Raw genomic sequence first — 20,091 nt, forward strand, 5'->3', positions numbered from 1 at the left:
GGTTGACGAACATATTGTCTTGCAAAATCCTTTCTTCGCCTGGCCTTCCCCGCTACTGTTCCGGGATAAAATATAAATCATCGCGGGACATGGCGGGGTATGATGCGCTACAGGGGCAAACTTTCAATTATGGCCGTGTTGCTGGGCGGGTTTCTGCTAACCAGCGTACTGGGCATGGGGCTGACACTTTATCTTGGCCTGAATGTCGCCTATGACAATACCCGCAAATTATGGCTGACCATCACCCATGACGATCTTTCTGCCGTTCATCTCACGATGCAGGAACGTATTGAGCGGATCAAACACCGCAACAAATGGATTGCCACACAGGTTGCAAAGGGAGCCCTGAACCCCGATGCGGTTGATGACTGGAACAGCGCCATAAATGTACTGAGTGCGGATGACATCGAAATCACCGCCTATGGCCTGATTACCCCGGACGGACGATTTACCGGTTTCAACGCCCGCGACATGACACCAATCCAAAGTAACATCAATCCGGATGAAGTTGTTTTTTCGGATCATTTGCTGGCTTTGGGGCCAAGCCCCGGCGTCACGACATATCCCCGTTGGCACCCGGTATTGATGCAAACCGTGGTATCGGAACGAATTCCATTGTTTTACGGCGGAAATTATCTGGGTACTTTCGTGCAATATCTGTCTCTGTCCAACCTGTCGCGCGATCTTATCCGCGGTCAGGACACCTACCTTCGCGTTCCTTTCATTATTGCCCCGGATCGCGTGATCGCCCATCCCGGGCTTTTGGAATGGCAAAACACGGTCACGGATAACCCCGATCACCCTGCCAATGCCGCTACCAATACGGTACAGGGCGCAGTGGATTTGCCCCATATTGCCGATATTGGCGATCCGGTTCTGGCCCGGCAAGCCGATTGGCAGGATATCATCCTTGAAGCCCCCCTTGCGGATGTAGCAGGCAATATCCGCCTGGCCGGGCTGGAACTGGACGATCGTTTTTACGTGATCATGACCCGGCAGTTTGACGAAACATCCATGGTGCCGATTATGATCGGCATGCATTTTGATGAATCTTTGTTTCGCCCGGAACAGGACAAACTTTCCTTCTCCTATATGGTCGGCATTGGCGTGTTAATTCTTGCGATCCTTGTCGCCATTGCCATTGCCCATAATTTCGCACGTCCCCTGCGACGGTTTTCGCGTGCAACCCGCCTGCTTGAAACCGATTTGATGGATGATTTGCCGGTTTTACCCGGCAGCTATATTCGCGAATATGACGATGCCGCCCGATCCTTTAACAATATGACCATTACCTTACGAGACCGCGAACGGATCAGCAGGCTGTTTGGCAAATTCCTGCCCGCATCAATTGCCCGCGAACTTCTGGAATCGGGTACGGATTCAGGAATCTTACCGCCACGACAAAGGGTCGCGACCGTTTTGTTTGTTGATCTGGCCGGATTCACATCCCTGTGTGAACAAATTGAACCCACCCGGATCATCGCAATCCTCAATGCCTATTTCGACAAGGTAACGACAATCATCGAAGGGCATGGCGGGATCATTACCCAGTTTCAGGGGGATGCCGTTCTGGCTGTATTCAATGCCTTTGGCGATCTGGAAAACCATGCCGACGCCGCCCTTGAAACATCCATCGACATTCAAAAGATCGTTCACGCACAACAGTTTGACGGGCAAACATTGCATTGCCGCTGCGGCATCAATACCGGCCCGATGGTTGCTGGCAATGTCGGAGCGACCGGCAGATTGTCCTTTACCGTTCATGGCGATGCGGTCAATACCGCCGCCCGCCTCGAAGCAGAAAACAAGGTTCTGGGCACCAAAATCCTGCTGTCGCAAACCACACGCGATTTGTTGCACGACCCGGCACAGGTGACGCAGGCCAGTCAGGTTCAGTTGCGGGGGCGCAGTGAAATGACGGCAATATATACCGTTTCTCGGCCCTGATCGGGCCACTCTGTCAGATTTCAGGCAACACAAAACGCCGCAACCGGAAACCGGATGCGGCGTTTTGTAAAACTCGAGAACAAGGAAACGACAGGATTAACCCTGACGCGCCTTAAAACGCGGGTTCTTTTTATTGATCACGTATACGCGGCCACGGCGGCGCACGACACGGCAGCCTTTTTCCCGCAGTTTCGCGGATTTCAGCGAATTTCGGATCTTCATGATACTAAACCTTAGAAACTTGGGTCCCTCGGGAGAGCGGAAAATAGAAGGGGGACCATCCTCTGTCAACACCTAAACTCAACCCTGCTGTAACAAAATCACAACAGGCGTCAAATCGGCGTCAGTCGTGTGTTGCATAGAACCGGTAATAGGCAAGCTCGCCAGTTTCAAGCAATTTCACACGGCGCATCCACATTTCCAGTTCCTGCTCCAGAAAAGTGTTGAAATCCGGGTCTATTTCCCCGCCTTTCATTTCCTGCGCCAGCCCCGCCCACGCCGATTTGATGTGCGAAAGATGCAAGGCCGTTTCATCTTTCGAGATTCGGATATCGAATTTCAGCTTCTGCAAAACATCCTTATACCGCTCCGCCGTCCACGGATGGGGCATGATTTCTTCATGTGCCAGCCAGTTTTTATAAAGATCGGACTGCTCGCTGCTCTTGTTTGTCATCACATAATCGGTCAGCAACAATTGCCCCTGCTCGCGCAGGGATTCGGCAATTTGCAGCAAAAACGTATCTTTTTTCTCGATCAGGAACATCTCGCCGACCGAATAGACAACGTTAAAATATTTCTGCCGGATTTCCGGGTTTTGCGGGTCATATTTCTGCACCGGCACTTTTTTCTGTACACCCGCCGTCACCGACCGGTCCATCCCGATCAGTGCCAGTTCACCGTCCTGTTCAAGGGCTGTGACCCAAACGCCGAACTTGTCGGCCAGCAAGCGCGCCGCCCCGCCAATGCGTGCGCCGATTTCAAGGCAGCTCATGGTTTCGTCCAGTGCCAGCGGTTTGGCCAGTTCCATCGCATAATCATGCCCGCCGGGCTTCATGATGCCGCGATCAAACAGTTTGGCATACAGTTTCAGGCGTTCGGGCGGCCAATTGCCGATTTCGTCATCAAGATCAAGATCAGGCAACTCTTCCTCGACCGGACGCGCCGCATAAACCAGCATCTTGCGCAACCAGTTGCGATAAGCATCCAGTTCCTGCTGAAGCATGTAATATTCAACCGGATCGTCATAGCCTTCCCACCGCGCCTTAAGACGCCATTTGAAAGGCACCGAGGAAATATCGGGCAATGCCATCGCCCCGTGGCCCGCCATGTCGGCCATCATGTCCCCGTGATTTTTCGGGGAAGATTTTTGCCAGAATTTAAGTTTCAATGACGCCATCCGGTGTTCTTATCATAATCCAATCATTTACGATCTGTCCCGCAAGGTAAAGAACGAATACATCATACTTGGCCTTCCCCCAAAGCCACATCCCTGACCGGCGATCATAAATTGCAATTTACGGTAAGTGAGAACGTGTTAAGAATTCATCGTTATGATGGCCTTGCCCGCCAGCATGGCAGGTAACCGGTTCCGGCATCAGGCCGAACACAACACGATATAAAGATGACCAACGATCCGCTCGGCCCGTATTATCGCCTGTTAAAAATCAGCGCCACCGCCACCGAGCGGGAGATCAAGCTTGCCTATCGCAAGCTGGCCTTTGAATTCCATCCGGACCGCAACAATGATCCGAATGCCGAGGATCATTTCAAGGATGTCACCGAGGCCTATGAAATCCTGACCGGCGTCCGGCCGGCCCCGAAACCGGCAAAAGCACAACAGGCCGGATACCGTCCCGGCGCATCTGCGGGATCAAAACCCAATGACGCAAAAGGGGCCGCCAATAGCTCCAAAGACCAAAAAAAAACACAAGAAACCAAATCACCCCGACCCGAAGACCGTTTTGCCGAAGCAGCCGCAGCCTATAAGGCCCAGCAGGAACGCGATGCCAGCCGCAGGGCCAAAATCCATCCCGGTGCCCGCCGCCATCCCAAAGAAAGCACCCCGCCCGATCAGGCCGGATTTGCGCGCTGTGTTGTTACATCGGTCGTCTCGGCCCAGCCCCGTCAGGTGGAATTTACCGTCGTTCATGGTTTTCTGAATACGGTTAAAAGCGAAAAAATCAACGCCATTCTTGCGCCAAAGGGTGCACGCAAGCTTGCACTGCGCGCCAGTTGGCGTACCTGGTTACGCGGGTTTTGGGGATGGCGCAGCATTGTCCCCGCATGGCGGGCCATTCTGGGCAATATGCGCGGCGGTATTTTCCCGCCCGAGGCCAATGCCCATCTGCTGTTTAATCAGGCCCGCGCCTTTGAGCGAACCGGCAACAAACCGCTGGCTCGTGCTGTTTTGATGCAGGCTGTTGATTTTATTGGCACGAACAGATCAGCCCTGTCGGAACAAATTCGCGCCAATCTGCGCCGTCTGGATGATGGAAAACCAGCCCGGCGTGTGCGCGATGAATGGCGTACGACCTCAACACTGGACATGTTCCTGCATCTTAGTCCGCTTTTTGTGGTTATTTTTATGCTGTTGACAGTCTTTGGCCCGGCGCAGGGGCTTTTGACCCGTCAAATTCCCGAAATCGCCAGCCAATATATTCACGACATCCGCGATCAGGTTCAGGGTCTTTTGGTCGACAAGGCCGAACCATATTATATTGACCGCGATTTGTTAAATATGCGCGAAGGGGCAGGTGTTGAATACCCTGTCACCCGTCGACTGGCCCGGTTTGAAACCGTTTATCTGGTCGGTCCGAATGAAAGTTTCTGGATCGAAATCCGCACCGCCCTTGGCGAAAAGGGCTTTGTGAATGCCGATGCCCTGGTGCCAGGTAATGGCAGCATCGCCCGGGATCGCTGGTGCGCGCAAAATAATTGCGACTGACCGCGTAAACGATCAGCCGCACAGTAATCTGCTATGTCAGGCGGCCTTTTTCGGAATTGCCTTTAACGCAGCACACAAATAATCCCAGAACCGGGCTACACTGGGAATATGGGCACATTCATCGGGGCTGTGCGCCCGTTTGATGGTCGGGCCGAACGAGATCATATCCCAATGCGGATATTTCGCCCCCAAAACCCCGCATTCAAGGCCAGCATGGATCACCCGGATTGCCGGGTCGATCCCAAACATTTCCTTGTGAACATCACGCATCATCTGCAAAACCGGGCTGTCCATGTTTGGTTGCCATCCCGGATAGGCATCGCCCCATTTCACTGTCGCGCCGATATTTTCAAACACCGATGTCGCCATTTCACGCGCCGCATCACGCGCGCTGGCAATTGAACTGCGCGCCGACAGGGTGACCTGCGCCTTGCCATCCCCTACCCGGACAATCGCCAGATTGATCGAGGTTTCCACAACACCTTCGACACTGGTGCTCATCGCCAGCACCCCGTTGGGAGCCGCCACGATGGCATTGTTCAACCGAATGCTATCCGCATGGCTCATCGCCTGATCCGGTGTTGCCTGTTCCGTCGCCGCCATCGCGAAATTCGGCTCCAGCGCTGCATATTCATTGCCAATATCCCCTGCATAGACCGTTAGGGCGGCATCAAATGCCGCAACCTTGTCCGCAGGCAGGACGATTGAGGCAAAGGATTCACGCGGGATCGCATTACGCGCCGTACCCGCATTGATTTTGACAATCCGCGCCCCGCAATCACGCAAGACACTGCGCAGGAACCGTGCCATCAATTTGTTGGCATTGCCAAGGCCCAGAATAATATCAATGCCCGAATGCCCGCCCTTCAGGCCGGTAATGGCAATTTCACGCGCCACATATCCGGCCTCAATGGCGACGGGTTGATAGTCAAGGCTGGCGACCAGATCCCCACCCCCGGCACAGCCGACGCACAATTCATATTCATCTTCGGTGTCGAGATTCAGCAAAACTTCACCCTTCAGCCATCCGGCCTCAAGGTTCATCGCACCGGTCAGGCCGCGCTCCTCATCAACCGTAAACAGCAATTCCAGCGGGCCGTGTTCCACACTGTCATCAACCATCACGCCCAGCATCGCCGCAGCCCCGATGCCGTTATCCGCCCCCAGCGTAGTATTGTCGGCTGTCACCCAATCGCCATCGACATAGGCACGGATCGGGTCTTTGGCAAAATCGTGAGTACTGCCGCTATTGGCCTGGCTAACCATATCGACATGGGCCTGAAGGACGGTAATTTTGCGGTCTTCATAACCCGGTGTTGCCGGTTTGCGGACCACAAGATTACGGCCACTGTCACGCGCATGCGACAGGCCTCGTGCATCGGCCATTTTTTCGATCATCTGCAAAACGGCTTCTTCTTGCAATGACGGACGCGGGATGTCGCACAGTTTTTGAAAGTTTTCCCAAATGGCGGTCGGTTGCAGATGGCTGATCTGGCCCACAATGATGCTCCTGTGGTGGAAAGGACGATATGATGACATGCTGATTACCGCAAATCAGGGATGATTTCCACCCCGGCTACGGGTTTTCCCGCACAGCAAGTCATATTTCCCGATCAGCAATCCGGAAGGTCCGTCACCACGCGATCGCGGCCTTCCTGTTTGGCCCGATACAGGGCCTTGTCAGCAACCAGCAGTGCCTTGGACAAATCAATTTCGACACCGGCCACCTGCCCACCAACAGTCACGCCGAAACTGGCAGAAATCGTAATATCCTTGCCCTTCATCCCGGAAATCCGAATCTCGCGGATCATATGGGTCAGACGGTTGGCAATCTCGACAGTGATCTTGCTGGTCGCCGATGGCAACAGCACGGCAAATTCCTCGCCCCCCATCCGCACCACCAGATCATCATCGCGCAAGGCCGTGCGCAACCCCGCCACCACCGTCTGCAATAATTTATCGCCGCAGGCATGGCCGTGGCCGTCATTGACGGCCTTGAAATAATCCAGATCAAGAATGATCAGGCCAAATTTCCACGATTGTCCTTTCATCTGGCGGACATCGCGCAACCGCGCCACAGCGGCTTCAAACCCGCGCCGGTTCAACGCGCCGGTTAACGGGTCTGTCGCCGCCAATTCGCCCAGTTGCTGCTCGATCCGTTTATGATCGGTCACGTCCTGGGCCGCCACCATCATACCACCATCTTCAAGCCGGTTGGTCCGCACATCCGCCAGCAATCCCGATGGCGTTTCCAGAGACCGGCGATCGGCATGATCATGACCGGCATCAATCATATCCTGATAAATCTGCGCCAGAACATCGACATCAAATTGCGGCACAGACTGATCACCGGCCTGAAATCCGGTTGCAAAAAGACGTTTAAATTCACGGTTATAATGGCGCACCTTCATGTCACCATCGAGCATCGCCACCGCCGATGGCACCATGCGGATCACATCGGATACTGCATTTTCAAGACTGTTTTTGGCACGGACCAACGCATCGGTCATATTGACCTCGGCCTGGGCATCGTGGGCGGTTGTCAGGATCGCCGGTTTGCCGTCATGCCATAAAATCCGGTCATCGGTCAGATCCCGCCATACCTTCGATCCATTGTCCAGATTGTCACATACCCGGTGGCGTTCACCCTCACGGCGGCCCTGCATGATATCTTCAACATGCTGCCACGCCACGGCCTGCCGTTCGACCGGGATAAAGCGCGTCAATTCAGGGTTGCGCATAAAATCATTGGCATCTCTGGTGCCCATCAGGCGGGCAAAGGCATCGTTGACATAAAGAGCCTTCATATCGCGATGCACCATCACCCCGATAAAGGACCGACCCAGCAAATGATCGACCTGCATGGCCGTCATACCATTCTCAACCATCTGCGCTGTCGTCAGGATGGCGTTGCTGTCTTCCCATTTGATGGTTTCATCGCTGATTTCCAGCCAGACCGGTGTTCCGTCCGTCCGGATATTGTAAACCTTTTTCCAGCCATGAAACGACACGTCCCGGACAAATGCGCCGGACAATTCTTTGGCATGGTCATGAAAAGCCGATGGGATATATTGCACCAGTAACGGATCACGCATGAAATCCGCCGCATCGCGCCGCCCCATCATCCGGGCGTAGGAATCATTGACATAAATAGCCACAAGGTCACGATGAACCACGGCACCAACGCGGGACTGTCCGTACAGTTTTTCAATTTCCGCGGTCGTGAACTGCGTCAAACCCCAATCTCCCAGCCCGTATTTCGCAACTTGTCTGGCAACTGCACATTATAAGGAATCCATGCTGGACTGCATTTGCTTCCAGTTGCTGTTTTTCTTATATGGGAAGACCAGATGCTACGAAAAGGACTGTTTTGCGCAAAAGTCATATTATATTTTTGTCCAGTTCGATCCTAGACCATAAGATAGACAGGAAATCCGCATGAATCGCGATGATGTTGATATAATTGGATGCAAACGGGGTTGGGACGGTTATTTCAAGCTTGATGTCTATCAGGTTAGGCACAAACGATTTGATGGTGACCTTAGCCCGGTTTTACATCGGGAAATTCTGGATCGCGGCCATGCGGTAGCGGTTCTGCCTTATGACCCGCTGCGTGATGAAGTTGTGCTGATTGAGCAATTTCGCCCCGGTACGCTGGCGGTGCAGGATCGTCAGCCTGATATGCCGATCTGGCTGATTGAAATCGTTGCCGGCATCATTGAAGAAGGCGAAACGGCCCTTGATGTCGCCCGGCGGGAAACCCGCGAAGAATCAGGTTGCGAGATCATCGGTGATTTGATGCCGATATCGCAGTATTATGTTTCGCCGGGGTGTTCCACCGAAACGGTGACGCTGTATTGCGGACGGGTCGATGCCGCCTCTGTGGGCGGCCTGCATGGTGTGGCCGATGAGGGCGAAGATATCCGCGTTTTTACTGTCCCCGCCCCCGACTGTTTTGCCATGATGGCCCGTGGCGAGATTTGCAATGCCGTAACCATCATTGCCCTGCAATGGCTGATGCTGAACCGGGATCGCCTGCGTAACGAAGCAGGTGTGTTGAAAAGCCAAAAATTAAACATGTAAATTATGTTGTTAATTTTAAACTGTGTTGACTTTTGTGTATAAATACCCCTATCAACAGGGAACATATTTTTCACCTGATTCGGAGTCTGTCATGGACATTCGCAATGGCACCATCGAGGCCATTGGCCGCACGCCGCTGATCCGCCTGAAAAAGGTTTCGGAACTGACCGGCTGCACCATTCTGGGCAAGGCCGAATACGCCAATCCCGGTGGATCGGTCAAGGACCGCGCGGCCCTTGCCATTATCCGCGATGCCGAAAAACGCGGTGTACTCAAACCCGGCGGCGTCATTGTCGAAGGAACGGCCGGCAATACCGGTATTGGCCTTGCCGTTGTTGGTAATGCGTTGGGCTATCGCACCGTGATTGTCATCCCGGAAACGCAAAGTCAGGAAAAGAAAGACCTGTTGCGGCTTTTGGGGGCAGATCTGCGCGAGGTTCCGGCCGTCCCCTATCGCGATCAGAACAATTATGTGCATGTATCGCGCCGTCTGGCCGAAGAACTGGCAAAATCCGAACCCAATGGTGCCATCTGGGCCAACCAGTTTGACAATATCGCCAACCGGCAGGGTCATATCGATACCACCGGCCCGGAAATCTGGGATCAGACCGATGGCAAGGTCGATGGTTTTATTTGTGCGGTCGGGACCGGCGGAACACTTGCCGGGGTTGCGATGGCACTGCGTGATCGCAATAAAAACATCCAGATCGGTCTGGCCGACCCGATGGGGGCTGCTTTGTTCAGCCATTACAAACATGGCGAACTGAAATCCGAGGGCAGCTCGATTTCCGAAGGTATTGGTCAGGGCCGCATCACTGCCAATCTTGACGGGCTTGAAATCGACCATCCCTTCCAGATTTCCGACGATGAAATGTTGCCGATCGTCTTTGACCTGTTGAAGGAAGAAGGCCTGTGCATGGGCGGATCAACCGGGATCAACATCGCCGGTGCCGTCCGCCTCGCCCGTGAACTGGGCCCGGGCAAAACCATCGTTACCATTCTGTGTGACCTTGGCACCCGTTATCAAAGCAAATTATGGAACCCGGCGTTTCTTAAGGAAAAAGGTTTGCCGGTGCCGGACTGGCTGTAAACCTGCCTGCCTGATCAGACAAACAGCGGTACTTCATGGTGCCGCTGTTTTCTTTTGGGCTATCAGGGACTGGCAAGGCGCTGATTTTGGCTTAAATTACCTTCAACCGTGCAATCTGGCGCGCCCGGTAATGGCTGCGCCCAACCGAAAGTCAGTTGATGACCCGTTTTTCCGTTCTTGATCTTTGCCCTGTCAATCAGGGTGAACATCCAGGCAATGCCTTGCGCAATACGCTTGATCTGGCCCGTCATGCCGAAAATCTTGGCTTTTATCGTTACTGGCTGGCCGAACATCACAATATGCCCGGCATTGCCAGTGCCGCTACTTCTGTCGTGATTGCCCATGTCGCAGCGGGTACAAAGACTATCAGGGTCGGATCGGGTGGCATTATGTTGCCCAATCATGCGCCTTTGGTCGTCGCCGAACAATTTGGCACCCTTGATGCCCTGTATCCCGGCCGGATTGATCTTGGCATTGGCCGGGCACCGGGCACGGATCAACGCACCGCCGCTGCCCTGCGCCGTGATATGACCGGCTCCGAAGACCGGTTTATTCAGGATGTGTTACAGGTGCAGAATTTTCTGGCCCCGCTGGAAGGCAACCCGCCGATCCGGGCTGTGCCGGGTTATGGGTCCGAAGTGCCGATATGGTTACTGGGCAGCAGCCTGTTTTCGGCCGATCTCGCCGCCCGGCTGGGCCTGCCATTTGCCTTTGCCTCTCATTTTGCCCCTGATTATCTGCTGGATGCGCTGGCCTTGTATCGCGACCGTTTTGAACCCTCCCGACAGCTTGACGCCCCCTATGCGGTGGCAGGAATCGGTTTCTTTGCCGCAGATACGGATGAAGAAGGCCAGTTCATTGCCACCTCGATGCAGCAACAATTTCTCAATCTGCGGCGCGGCACGCCGGGGCAATTACCCAAACCGGTTGAAAACATGGATCCGCTTTGGAACCGCGTTGAAAAAGCCGGGGTCGATCACGCCATGCGCTATGCCGCGATTGGCGGGCGCGACACGGTACGCCAACATCTGCGTGAATTTCTGGAACTGACCGGGGTTGATGAATTGATCCTGACCGCAAATATCCATGATCATCAGGCCCGCCTGAAATCCTTTGCCATCGCGGCCGATATTCGCGATGAACTGATTGCGGAAACCGCATCGAAACGCGATTGCGCCTAAACAGGCTTTCGGGATTCCCGTGATGCGGGAATCCCTTGCCTTTTCCACCATACGGAATGAGGGTTTTCATCCTCTTGTTTATCATCGCTGCTTCGGCCATCATGGCGGCGCGGTGATCTTTATCTCTTTTTTCGCCGCAATCCTTTGTTTTCACGAATGCTTCCGGCGCACATAATGACCGATTTCCTTTTGGCTTCCCTGCCGATTGCCACCATTCTGCTGTTGATGATCAAGGCCAATTGGGGGGCGGCGCGCGCCGGGGCGGCGGCGTGGTTTGTCACGGTCGTCATTGCGATTTTCGCCTTTGGAGCCTCGACCGATATCCTGATCCATGCCCAGGCCAAGGGTGTGATGCTGGCCCTTTATATTCTTTATATCGTATGGGCCGCCCTGATCCTGTATTTCGTGGCCGATGAAGCCGGGGCGATTGCCACCATTGGCGCGGCCATTCGCCGCCTGACCGATGACCGTCCCCTGCAATTGCTGATCCTTGGCTATGTTTTTGCCACCTTCCTGCAAGGTGTTGCCGGGTTTGGGGTGCCGATTGCGGTGATTGCGCCGCTATTGCTGGGCATCGGGTTTTCGCCGGTAATTGCGGTTGCCGCCCCGATGATCGGGCATAGCTGGTCGGTGTTGTTTGGCAATATGGCAACATCGTTCGAGGCCCTGATCGGCGTCACCGGCATTCCGGGCGAGATGTTGACGCATTATTCCGCCATTTTGCTGGGCCTGTCGGGATTTACCTGCGGGGCGGCGGTGTTATGGCTGGATGGCGGGTTTCGCACCGTCCGCCGCCGGATTGTACCGCTTGTGATCATTGCCGGGGTGATGGGAATTGTGCAGTATCTGATGGCCAATTACGGCGTCTGGACGCTGGGCGGCCTGACCGCCGGGATTGCCGGGCTGGCGACCTCGATTATCGTCACCCGTTTCTGGCAACCCCACCCCGACGATATTGCCGAAAAACAGGACGCCGACCCCGATCACATGCCCCTGATTGAAGGATTAACGCCTTATCTTGTTTTCATGGTGGTTGTCGGACTGGCAACCTTTGTCAAACCGGTGGCAGATTTTCTGGGCGGTGTAACGCTGTTTCTGGAAACACCGGCGATGACCACGCAAACGGGATGGCAAATCGCCGCAGAAAGCAGCGCCAAACTGGCCGTTTTCGGCCATCCCGGTGCCTTGTTGCTTTATACCGCCGCCATCAGTTTTATATTTTTCAAAACACGCAAACGATATCGCGATGGGGCGGCACAACGCATCTGGCAACGCACGGTCAAAAGCGGCTTGCCAACCAGTATCGGCATGGTTTCGGTCATTGGTCTTGCCCTGATCATGGATCATGCCGGGATGACCTATGCCCTAGCGCAGGGCGGGGCCATTCTGTTTTCCGGATCAATGGCGATTGCCTATCCGTTACTGGCCCCGGCGATTGGCGCGCTGGGTGCCTTCATGACCGGCAGCACCAATAATTCCAATGTCGTCTTTGGCATGTTTCAGCGCCACACCGCCGAATTATCGGGGATTTCTACCGCCCTTGTTCTGGCAGCACAGGCGACCGGTGCGTCACTGGGCAGCATGTTGGCCCCGTCAAAAATTCTGGTCGGCTGTTCAACGGTGGGATTGTCGGGCAAGGAAGGCCCGGTTTTATCGGTTGTATTGAAAACCGGGGTGATCCTGACTGTCCTGAGCGGGTTGTTTGCCCTTGGCCTGATGGTGCTGATTATGATGAATGGGGGGGCGGCATGAAGAAAATAATCTTTAATCCGGTCGTGCTGGTAATGGCATCGCTGATCCTGCCCCTGCTGGCTTATGGGGCGGAAACCGCCAGTCTGCATGGATTTGCCATGGCCCTGTTTATCGCCTTTGCCGCAACCATGGCAGTTTTGGTCATCCGCAAATAATCAGGGTTTCAGGGCAATCAGCCTGATCCCAAATCCAATAAAGATCGCCCCTGTCACCCCTTTGAGCCAGCGTTGGAAAACGCCGTTGCGCATCGCATTTCCCAGGCGGGACAACAGCAAAACCATCGCCGAAAACCAGACGATATTGATCGCCGAATGCACCACAACCAGCAGGAATGCATTCAGAACCGCGCCCTCGCCAACCGGCATGAATTGCGGAAAGGCAGCCAGATAGAACATCGATACCTTGGGATTAAGGACATTGGTCAGAAATCCTTCGCCACAGGCAATTGCCAATGTCCGTTTGCGCCGGGCCGGTTCCACCTTTTTCATCACTGCCGCCCCGCGCCACGCCTCGCGCAGGGCCTTGATGCCGATCCAGCACAAATAGGCCGCCCCGATGATTTTAACGATCATGAAAGCCTGTGCCGATTGCACAAGAATCATCGAAATCCCCAAAATCGCCAAGGCACCATGCACATAAAAGGCGGCGACAAAACCGGCAATATTGGCAAACCCCGCCGCCCGCCCGGATGTTGGCACCGTTTTGGCAACCAAAACCCCGTTCGGGCCGGGTGACATCACCAGCAAAGCCGTCACAAAGGCAAAACTTAAAACATGTGTCCATTCCATGACGACATCCCCGGACAAAGTGGCAGATGACGCACTCTATACCCGTTCTGAAACATCCGGCAAGCAGGCAAAATCAAGCCGAACCCAGCCGTTCCAACCCGTATTTCCGATCCAGTATCGGTTGCCACCAGTCGCGCCGGGCCATATACCACGCCACGGTTTCACGCAGACCGCGGGCAAGATCATATTGCGCCCGCCAGCCCAGTTCATCCCTGATTTTTGACGCATCAATCGCATAACGCCGGTCATGGCCGGGGCGATCCGGCACAAAGGTAATCAGATCATCGGCATGGCGCACCGGAATATCGGGCGCACATTCCAGCACAGCCGCAAAAATCCGGCGGACCATGTCGATATTGCGGGATTCGTTATGGCCGCCGACATTATAGGTTTCGCCCGCCCGGCCCTTTTCAACAATCAGCCTTAACGCCCGTGCATGGTCATCGACATGCAACCAGTCGCGCACATTGCCGCCATCGCCATACACCGGCATGGATTGCCCGGACACAGCATTCAGGATCATCAAGGGCACAAATTTTTCGGGGAACTGATACGGCCCGTAATTGTTGGAGCAGTTGGAAACAATCACCGGCAAACCATAGGTATGATGCCACGCCCGCACCAGATGATCGGACGCCGCCTTGCTGGCCGAATAGGGCGATGTCGGGCGATAGGGACTGGTTTCATCAAACAACCCTTCATCCCCCAACGCCCCATAAACCTCGTCAGTCGAAATATGATGAAACCGGAACGCCTTCTGGCGTGGCCCCGGCACGCCGCGCCAATATTCCAGTACCGCCATCAGCAATTCATACGTACCGACAATATTGGTCTGCACAAACACACCCGGCCCGTCAATCGACCGGTCCACATGGCTTTCAGCCGCCAGATGCATGACCGCATCGGGTTGAAACCGCGCCAAGGCATCACGAATCGCCGCACGGTCACCGATATCGGCCTGCACAAATTGATAATCGCGGTGGGTTTCAATATCGCGCAAGGATCGCAGATCAGCGGCATAGGTCAGCTTGTCGATATTCAAAACCTGCCAGCCGCATTCCCCCACCAGATAACGGCATAGCGCCGATCCGATAAACCCCGCACCGCCCGTCACCATCACCCGCATTGCCAATACCTTTGTCCCGTTGGTCTTTTCTCTTGTGCGACAGCGAAACACCGAAAAATGGCCCGGAAAAGGCAATCCGGGTATCGGTCCATATCGACAAGCGGGAAAATTTCGTGTGGTTGTCGTTGCGGTCGCGATGGTTATTTTGACCGTTGCCATAGCCCCCATGATACTCAACCCTTTGATTTTAAGCCGTTTTTGGTCGGGTAGCGGTGCGCCTGTAAAGTTTTTCAGATTTTTTGAAAAAAGTTCTTGATTTGTTCTTTTCACTGTGGCATAACAGAAAAGTCAAGGGGATAAATCCGCCCGGACCGAAACCCGCAAGGCCTTGTGCCTTGCGGGTTTTTTCGTTTGGGCCAGAGGAAAGAGGCGATGATGATGCAGCGATATAAAGACAGACAAGGCGGCGGGCGAACCACCCGCAAAATCATGACCGGCGGATGGAGAAGCCATTACGGGGGCATTCTGCCGGTCCGCTAACCCGGCCATTTGTCAGGACGCCCGAATTGCGTCTTGTCGGTGGCGTCCTGCCCGGATCGTGCCGGGAGCCATCCGGTCTTGCCGGGGGTGGCAGGAGCGGGTGGTGGGTCCGTTGGTGAGGCTGACGGATGCCCGAGGTGCGCCTTGTGGCTGGCCGTGCCTGCCCGGATCTCGTGGCGGGAGCTGTCGGCCTTGCCGGGGGTGTTGGTACGGCGGGCGGAAGCCCGAAGTGTGTCCGGTTCCCGTGATTGCGGGAAAGGCGGGTTGTGGCCGGGCCGTCTTGCGGCGGGTTCGGTGTGATCGGGGCGAAAGCCCGGCGGTGGAAGGAAGACCCAAGCCTGCATTTTCGGATGCGGCTTGTGAGGCAGACGGGGGTATGGGCGCCATATCAGGTACCCCTGATGGAGCCGCACCAAAATCCCACGGGGGTAGTCCGTCTTGTGTGCATCGGTCCTGCCCGGTTAGCGATTCGGGGGCCATCACAGCCGTTATATGGCGGTTTTCCGGGGCGGAGGGGTGTAGTGCGGCAACTTTACCGGTTGTTTTCATGGATCAGGATTGATTGCTGAAAGCGAGTCGGCGACGCCAGATTTTTTGATCTCATTAATCAAGGGTGATCATTGAAATGACAGGGTGCCACAACCGCGAAAGCGAGGGCATGGTGCGGCGGGGCCGGTTGGCGGCAAGGGCGAAGACACGGGGAATTTATTTCGCTTGAATGTTCTTATTTTGTTCTTTAGGTTGGTCCCATGCAAAACACCCTCAAACCACCATCCGATCATGCAGGAAGGACCCTGCCCGGCGAAGGCTGGAGCCATCCGGATTTCGACCCGGACCTTTTGCCTGCACGTAGGCAAAAGGGGCGCGGGGCGGTATCGAATATGGATGGTCGTTACGAGAAATTCAGCCATCAGGCCCGTGATGATGGCTGGATGTCCGGGCTGGTGGAAGAGGCCGATCCGCCGCGCCTCAAGACCACCCTTGGCATTGATGGGGCGCGCAGCGTCATCACCCGCAATCAAAGCCCGGATGTGCCGTTTGACCGGTCGATCAACCCTTATCGCGGTTGTGAACATGGTTGCATCTATTGTTTCGCCCGCCCCACCCATGCGTGGCTTGGCCTGTCGCCGGGGCTGGATTTTGAAACGAAACTGTTCTGGAAACCCGATGCGCCAAATCTTTTGCGCCAGCAACTTGCGGCGCGCAGTTACCAACCAGCAACCATCGTGATTGGCACCAATACCGATCCCTATCAACCGATTGAACGGGACAAAAACCTGACCCGGCACATTCTTGAGGTTCTGGCCGATTGCCGTCATCCCTTTTCGCTGATCACCAAATCCGCGCTGGTGACCCGCGATATTGATGTCATCGCGCCAATGGCGGCCCAAAACCGTGCCTCGGTCGCCATTTCAGTCACCAGCCTTGACCACCGGTTATCCAATTTGTTGGAGCCACGCGCATCCGCCCCGCATCGCAGGCTTGAAGCGATCCGCAAGCTCAGCACGGCGGGTATTCCGGTTATTGCCCTGTGCGCCCCGATCATTCCCGGATTGAATGACAGCGAAATTGAAAATCTTGTCGCCGCCTGTGCCGATGCCGGGGCGCAATCGGTTTCGCATATTGTGGTGCGCCTGCCGCTGGAAATTGCCGGATTGTTTGAGGAATGGCTGGAAACCCATTATCCTGACCGCAAGGACAAGGTGATATCCCTGATCCGGCAAATGCGCGGCGGCAAGATTTACGACGCGCAATTTGGCACCCGCATGCGTGGCACTGGCCCGATTGCCGATCTGATCGCACAACGCTTTGCCCTGGCCCGGCGCAAACACGGGTTGACCGGACGGTCGCTTGACCTTGATTGCAGCGGGTTCAAACGCCCAAGTGCCGACGGGCAGATGTCGTTATTTTGACACCTGCCCGCCCCTTTAACCAACACGCTTTATCGCGGCATGGCGTTTTCGACCAACCGACAATTTCAGCAACTCGCCATCGTCAAAGGCATAGTTCAGAATACTGTGTTCGGGATCGGTAATATTCTTCTCGTCAATTCTGACCGCCCCGGCTTCAACCAGACGGCGGGCCTCACTGTTTGAGCCGGCAAACCCTGCCATCACAAGCAAGGACAAGACACCAACGCCGTCTTTCAGGGCATGGGCCGAGAATTCAAGCGTCGGCAATCCGGCAAGACTGCCACTTGTTCCAAAGACACCACTGGCCGCGGCCTTCACCGCATCCAGTGCAGTTTCGCCATGGGCCAGTTGTGTGGCTTCGTCGGCCAGAACAATCTTGGCCGCGTTGATATCGGCCCCCGACAGGTTTTCAAGCTGTTCGATATCGCGCAGCGGCAGATCGGTAAATAACCGCAAGAACCGCCCAACATCGCCATCCTCGCAATTGCGCCAGAATTGCCAGTAATCAAAGGGGGCCAGCCGGTCGGCATTCAGCCACACCGCCCCGGCGGCGGTTTTGCCCATTTTGACCCCCGATGCGGTGGTCAAAAGCGGCGCGGTCAGGCCAAAGACCTCCGGCCCGTCCACCCGGCGGACCAGATCAACCCCGTTGAGGATATTGGCCCATTGATCCGCCCCGCCCATTTGCGCCCGACAGCCAAAACGGCGCGACAATTCCAGAAAATCAAACGCCTGCAAAATCATGTAATTGAATTCAAGAAAACTGAGATTTTCCTGTTTTTCCAGCCGGGTGCGCACCGAGTCAAACGACAACATGCGATTGACCGAAAAATGCCGCCCGACATCGCGCAACAAATCAACATAGCCCAGCCGGTCCAGCCAATCGGCATTATTGACCAGAACGGCATCCGAAGGGCCGTCGCCAAACCGGACGAAACGGTCAAACACCTTGCGAATGCCCGCAATATTATGGGCGATCTGATCATCCGTCAGGATCGGCCGTGCCTCGGTCCGGAAACTGGGGTCGCCGATCCGCGTTGTGCCGCCCCCGACCAGAATGATCGGTTTGTGCCCCCGTTTCTGAAGCCAGCGCAACGTCATGATCGGCAACAAATGCCCGACATGCAAACTGTCGGCGGTGGCATCAAAACCGATATAGACCGGCACGCACCCGGCCTTGAAAAGCCCATCAAGCCCGGCAAGGCCGGTGCATTGATGAACGAATCCGCGCGCCAGCAAGGTTTGCAGGGCACCTGATTGCGCAACAAAGGCGATATCGGCCGGATCGGCGGAATCGATAGGGGAAAGGTCGTTCATTTTTCGTCTCCGGTGAGGGCCACCCCGGGGAGACTGCCGGAAAACAAGAAAGCCGCCCTGGGGCGGCTTGGTCCTGTTTGATACACAACGACACACACCGCACTTATGAGTGCAGCGGATAATAACCCTGATTATGGCGGTTCATCTGTGTCATGGGCACAGCATTAGGAAGTTTCCCGCACAACGTCAACCGGAATCACACCACCCGATACCGGGTCTGGGGCGCAACATCGGCCAGGATCGCCGGATCAATCCCGATCCCGTCATCCTGTTCATTGGCGGCCGTTCCGGCCAGATGGGACGGGCAGCAAAACTGCAAACCGCGTTTTTCCAGAACATAAAGCGGTTCCCCGGCCCAATCCCCGCGCCAGACAAGCCCGCCCAGCGCATCAAGTTCGGCGGCAATCCGCCCCGGTGCCACCGGGCGTTCCAGCGAGGTCGTCAGTAAAAAGGACAGTTCGGCAGCGGTTACGCCGTCTTCGCTGCATTCCTCGGCCAGAATGGCCAGAACCGCCATCGCCGCAACCCGCAATGGCGCATCGCAGGGTTTGATCCCCGGAAAACGGGTGTGATGAAGTTGTGCGATGTTGGCGGCAATCCGCCCGACATCGCCCCGAATGACATAGCGCCCGCGCCAGACCCGGCATTGCGCCCGAATTTCCCATTCCCGTGTCATCATGTCCCCGCCTGATGTTTCCGGTTATCCCATATGTCGTATCCCTGAGATAACCCTACAACACGCATACATAATGTCAAACACTTTGTAGAATTATTGTATTATTTTATACAGTTATCGCGAAACCACTGATATCCCGCCTGCGCCACGGCGAAATCCCCGTCATCGACGTCAGACAGCGGCGCGATATAGCCCCGCGCCACGGCATTTTGAAAATCGCGGCTGAAATTGCGGGGTTGGCGCAAATGGTCCTGACGGCGAATTTGCCGGTGCAGATCGGACCGGGCAAAAGCATTGCGGCCATCCCGATAATGCAGCCAGATCGCGGCAATCAGAATGGTTTCGGCATAGCCCCGCGGTTGCATCCGCAAAACCAGATCGGCAAAATCGCCTGAAAACCCGGCAAAAAAGGCCACCGGATCGGCGACACGCACCGCCCCCTTGGCCGCAAGGGCAGAATGACCGGCCCCAACACCGTCAAACGACGGGGCAGAAACATCGTCTGCCGCCACCGTTGCGGCCATCGCGACCGGACCACGCCCGCCCGGTGGCGCGCCAAACAACGCGGCCATGACATAGGGCAAACGCGCCGGGGGGATGGTGCATTCCAAATCGACCGGGCCGAAATCACCCTCGCCGGTCAGCCTGACATTTATCATTGCCGCCAAAGTCGCCTCACCTGAAACAAGGCACCCGCAATACCATACATTTCGTATAAATTTAAACCATATTTTTATTGTTTTGTAAAATTTACGACAAACCCGACATATCAACATTCCCTTTTGGTGAAAAAA

General features: G+C 55.3%; 17 protein-coding genes. 8 read left to right on the forward strand and 9 right to left on the reverse strand.

What is annotated here, in order from left to right; all coding sequences use genetic code 11:
• The first annotated feature begins 99 nt into the window (after positions 1–99).
• Complete coding sequence (locus Q8O73_RS08700; protein ID WP_305557609.1) at positions 100–1,947, forward strand: adenylate/guanylate cyclase domain-containing protein; 1,848 nt, start codon at positions 100–102, stop codon at positions 1,945–1,947.
• Between the two features lie 96 nt (positions 1,948–2,043).
• On the opposite strand, the gene ykgO is transcribed toward Q8O73_RS08700, so the two are convergent.
• Both ykgO and Q8O73_RS08710 read right to left on the reverse strand, forming a co-directional pair.
• The gene (gene ykgO / locus Q8O73_RS08705) at positions 2,044–2,169 is read right to left on the reverse strand and encodes a type B 50S ribosomal protein L36 (protein WP_028880259.1); all 126 of its coding nucleotides are present in this window, start codon (positions 2,167–2,169) and stop codon (positions 2,044–2,046) included.
• Between the two features lie 121 nt (positions 2,170–2,290).
• Complete coding sequence (locus Q8O73_RS08710) at positions 2,291–3,343, reverse strand: cyclopropane-fatty-acyl-phospholipid synthase family protein (protein ID WP_305557612.1); 1,053 nt, start codon at positions 3,341–3,343, stop codon at positions 2,291–2,293.
• Positions 3,344–3,568: 225 nt separating this feature from the next.
• Here Q8O73_RS08710 and Q8O73_RS08715 point away from each other — a divergent pair, with 225 nt between their 5' ends.
• Positions 3,569–4,891, forward strand: coding sequence for a DnaJ domain-containing protein (locus tag Q8O73_RS08715; RefSeq protein WP_305557614.1), 1,323 nt, complete (start codon positions 3,569–3,571; stop codon positions 4,889–4,891).
• 36 nt (positions 4,892–4,927) lie between these two features.
• Here the strand turns inward: Q8O73_RS08715 and Q8O73_RS08720 are convergent, their stop codons facing one another.
• Both Q8O73_RS08720 and Q8O73_RS08725 read right to left on the reverse strand, forming a co-directional pair.
• Positions 4,928–6,391 carry an aminoacyl-histidine dipeptidase gene (locus tag Q8O73_RS08720; RefSeq protein WP_305557616.1) on the reverse strand — a complete coding sequence of 488 codons (1,464 nt, stop codon included), beginning with the start codon at positions 6,389–6,391 and terminating at the stop codon, positions 4,928–4,930.
• A 113-nt stretch (positions 6,392–6,504) separates the two neighbouring features.
• The gene (locus Q8O73_RS08725; RefSeq protein WP_305557618.1) at positions 6,505–8,127 is read right to left on the reverse strand and encodes a diguanylate cyclase; all 1,623 of its coding nucleotides are present in this window, start codon (positions 8,125–8,127) and stop codon (positions 6,505–6,507) included.
• 202 nt (positions 8,128–8,329) lie between these two features.
• On the opposite strand from Q8O73_RS08725, the gene Q8O73_RS08730 reads away from it, so the two are divergent.
• The 5 genes from Q8O73_RS08730 (at position 8,330) to Q8O73_RS08750 (ending at position 13,152) form a co-directional block, all read left to right on the forward strand.
• Positions 8,330–8,974: an NUDIX domain-containing protein gene (locus tag Q8O73_RS08730; protein ID WP_305557620.1), complete on the forward strand. Its 645-nt coding sequence runs from the start codon at positions 8,330–8,332 to the stop codon at positions 8,972–8,974.
• Between the two features lie 91 nt (positions 8,975–9,065).
• Complete coding sequence (locus Q8O73_RS08735) at positions 9,066–10,064, forward strand: cysteine synthase A (protein WP_305557622.1); 999 nt, start codon at positions 9,066–9,068, stop codon at positions 10,062–10,064.
• 158 nt (positions 10,065–10,222) lie between these two features.
• Complete coding sequence (locus Q8O73_RS08740) at positions 10,223–11,245, forward strand: LLM class flavin-dependent oxidoreductase (protein ID WP_305557624.1); 1,023 nt, start codon at positions 10,223–10,225, stop codon at positions 11,243–11,245.
• 174 nt (positions 11,246–11,419) lie between these two features.
• Positions 11,420–12,997: an L-lactate permease gene (locus Q8O73_RS08745; RefSeq protein WP_305557626.1), complete on the forward strand. Its 1,578-nt coding sequence runs from the start codon at positions 11,420–11,422 to the stop codon at positions 12,995–12,997.
• On the forward strand, positions 12,994–13,152 hold the full coding sequence (locus Q8O73_RS08750) for a hypothetical protein (protein ID WP_305557628.1): 159 nt from the start codon (positions 12,994–12,996) through the stop codon (positions 13,150–13,152). Before Q8O73_RS08745 ends, Q8O73_RS08750 begins: the two co-directional genes overlap by 4 nt.
• Here the strand turns inward: Q8O73_RS08750 and Q8O73_RS08755 are convergent, their stop codons facing one another.
• Positions 13,153–13,785 carry a LysE family translocator gene (locus Q8O73_RS08755; RefSeq protein ID WP_305557630.1) on the reverse strand — a complete coding sequence of 211 codons (633 nt, stop codon included), beginning with the start codon at positions 13,783–13,785 and terminating at the stop codon, positions 13,153–13,155. It abuts the gene before it with no gap.
• Between the two features lie 73 nt (positions 13,786–13,858).
• The gene (rfbB, locus tag Q8O73_RS08760; protein WP_305557927.1) at positions 13,859–14,911 is read right to left on the reverse strand and encodes a dTDP-glucose 4,6-dehydratase; all 1,053 of its coding nucleotides are present in this window, start codon (positions 14,909–14,911) and stop codon (positions 13,859–13,861) included.
• A 1,229-nt stretch (positions 14,912–16,140) separates the two neighbouring features.
• Between rfbB and Q8O73_RS08765 the strand changes: the two genes are divergently transcribed.
• A complete protein-coding gene (locus Q8O73_RS08765; RefSeq protein ID WP_305557632.1) occupies positions 16,141–17,304 on the forward strand; it encodes a PA0069 family radical SAM protein in 1,164 nt (387 codons plus the stop codon).
• 15 nt (positions 17,305–17,319) lie between these two features.
• Here Q8O73_RS08765 and tyrS read toward each other — a convergent pair whose 3' ends face one another.
• From tyrS to Q8O73_RS08780, 3 genes are all read right to left on the reverse strand, one after another.
• Positions 17,320–18,621: a tyrosine--tRNA ligase gene (tyrS, locus tag Q8O73_RS08770; protein ID WP_305557634.1), complete on the reverse strand. Its 1,302-nt coding sequence runs from the start codon at positions 18,619–18,621 to the stop codon at positions 17,320–17,322.
• A gap of 196 nt (positions 18,622–18,817) precedes the next feature.
• Positions 18,818–19,300, reverse strand: a complete 483-nt coding sequence (locus Q8O73_RS08775) for a hypothetical protein (protein ID WP_305557636.1) — start codon at positions 19,298–19,300, stop codon at positions 18,818–18,820.
• 98 nt (positions 19,301–19,398) lie between these two features.
• Positions 19,399–19,956, reverse strand: a complete 558-nt coding sequence (locus Q8O73_RS08780; RefSeq protein WP_305557638.1) for a hypothetical protein — start codon at positions 19,954–19,956, stop codon at positions 19,399–19,401.
• Positions 19,957–20,091: the final 135 nt, after the last annotated feature.

This window comes from Thalassospira sp. (assembly GCF_030690045.1).
Classification (GTDB): Bacteria; Pseudomonadota; Alphaproteobacteria; order Rhodospirillales; family Thalassospiraceae; genus Thalassospira.

What these genes read in the sequence shown, in the direction of transcription:
- Q8O73_RS08740 (WP_305557624.1), top strand. Translation starts at nt 10,223, where the DNA reads ATGACCCGTTTTTCCGTTCTTGATCTTTGCCCTGTCAATCAGGGTGAA.
- Q8O73_RS08730 (WP_305557620.1), top strand. Translation starts at nt 8,330, where the DNA reads ATGAATCGCGATGATGTTGATATAATTGGATGCAAACGGGGTTGGGAC.
- Q8O73_RS08710 (WP_305557612.1), bottom strand. Translation starts at nt 3,343, where the DNA reads ATGGCGTCATTGAAACTTAAATTCTGGCAAAAATCTTCCCCGAAAAAT.
- Q8O73_RS08755 (WP_305557630.1), bottom strand. Translation starts at nt 13,785, where the DNA reads ATGGAATGGACACATGTTTTAAGTTTTGCCTTTGTGACGGCTTTGCTG.
- Q8O73_RS08700 (WP_305557609.1), top strand. Translation starts at nt 100, where the DNA reads ATGATGCGCTACAGGGGCAAACTTTCAATTATGGCCGTGTTGCTGGGC.
- Q8O73_RS08735 (WP_305557622.1), top strand. Translation starts at nt 9,066, where the DNA reads ATGGACATTCGCAATGGCACCATCGAGGCCATTGGCCGCACGCCGCTG.
- Q8O73_RS08775 (WP_305557636.1), bottom strand. Translation starts at nt 19,300, where the DNA reads ATGATGACACGGGAATGGGAAATTCGGGCGCAATGCCGGGTCTGGCGC.
- ykgO (WP_028880259.1), bottom strand. Translation starts at nt 2,169, where the DNA reads ATGAAGATCCGAAATTCGCTGAAATCCGCGAAACTGCGGGAAAAAGGC.
- Q8O73_RS08750 (WP_305557628.1), top strand. Translation starts at nt 12,994, where the DNA reads ATGAAGAAAATAATCTTTAATCCGGTCGTGCTGGTAATGGCATCGCTG.
- rfbB (WP_305557927.1), bottom strand. Translation starts at nt 14,911, where the DNA reads ATGCGGGTGATGGTGACGGGCGGTGCGGGGTTTATCGGATCGGCGCTA.
- tyrS (WP_305557634.1), bottom strand. Translation starts at nt 18,621, where the DNA reads ATGAACGACCTTTCCCCTATCGATTCCGCCGATCCGGCCGATATCGCC.
- Q8O73_RS08745 (WP_305557626.1), top strand. Translation starts at nt 11,420, where the DNA reads ATGACCGATTTCCTTTTGGCTTCCCTGCCGATTGCCACCATTCTGCTG.
- Q8O73_RS08715 (WP_305557614.1), top strand. Translation starts at nt 3,569, where the DNA reads ATGACCAACGATCCGCTCGGCCCGTATTATCGCCTGTTAAAAATCAGC.
- Q8O73_RS08780 (WP_305557638.1), bottom strand. Translation starts at nt 19,956, where the DNA reads ATGATAAATGTCAGGCTGACCGGCGAGGGTGATTTCGGCCCGGTCGAT.
- Q8O73_RS08765 (WP_305557632.1), top strand. Translation starts at nt 16,141, where the DNA reads ATGCAAAACACCCTCAAACCACCATCCGATCATGCAGGAAGGACCCTG.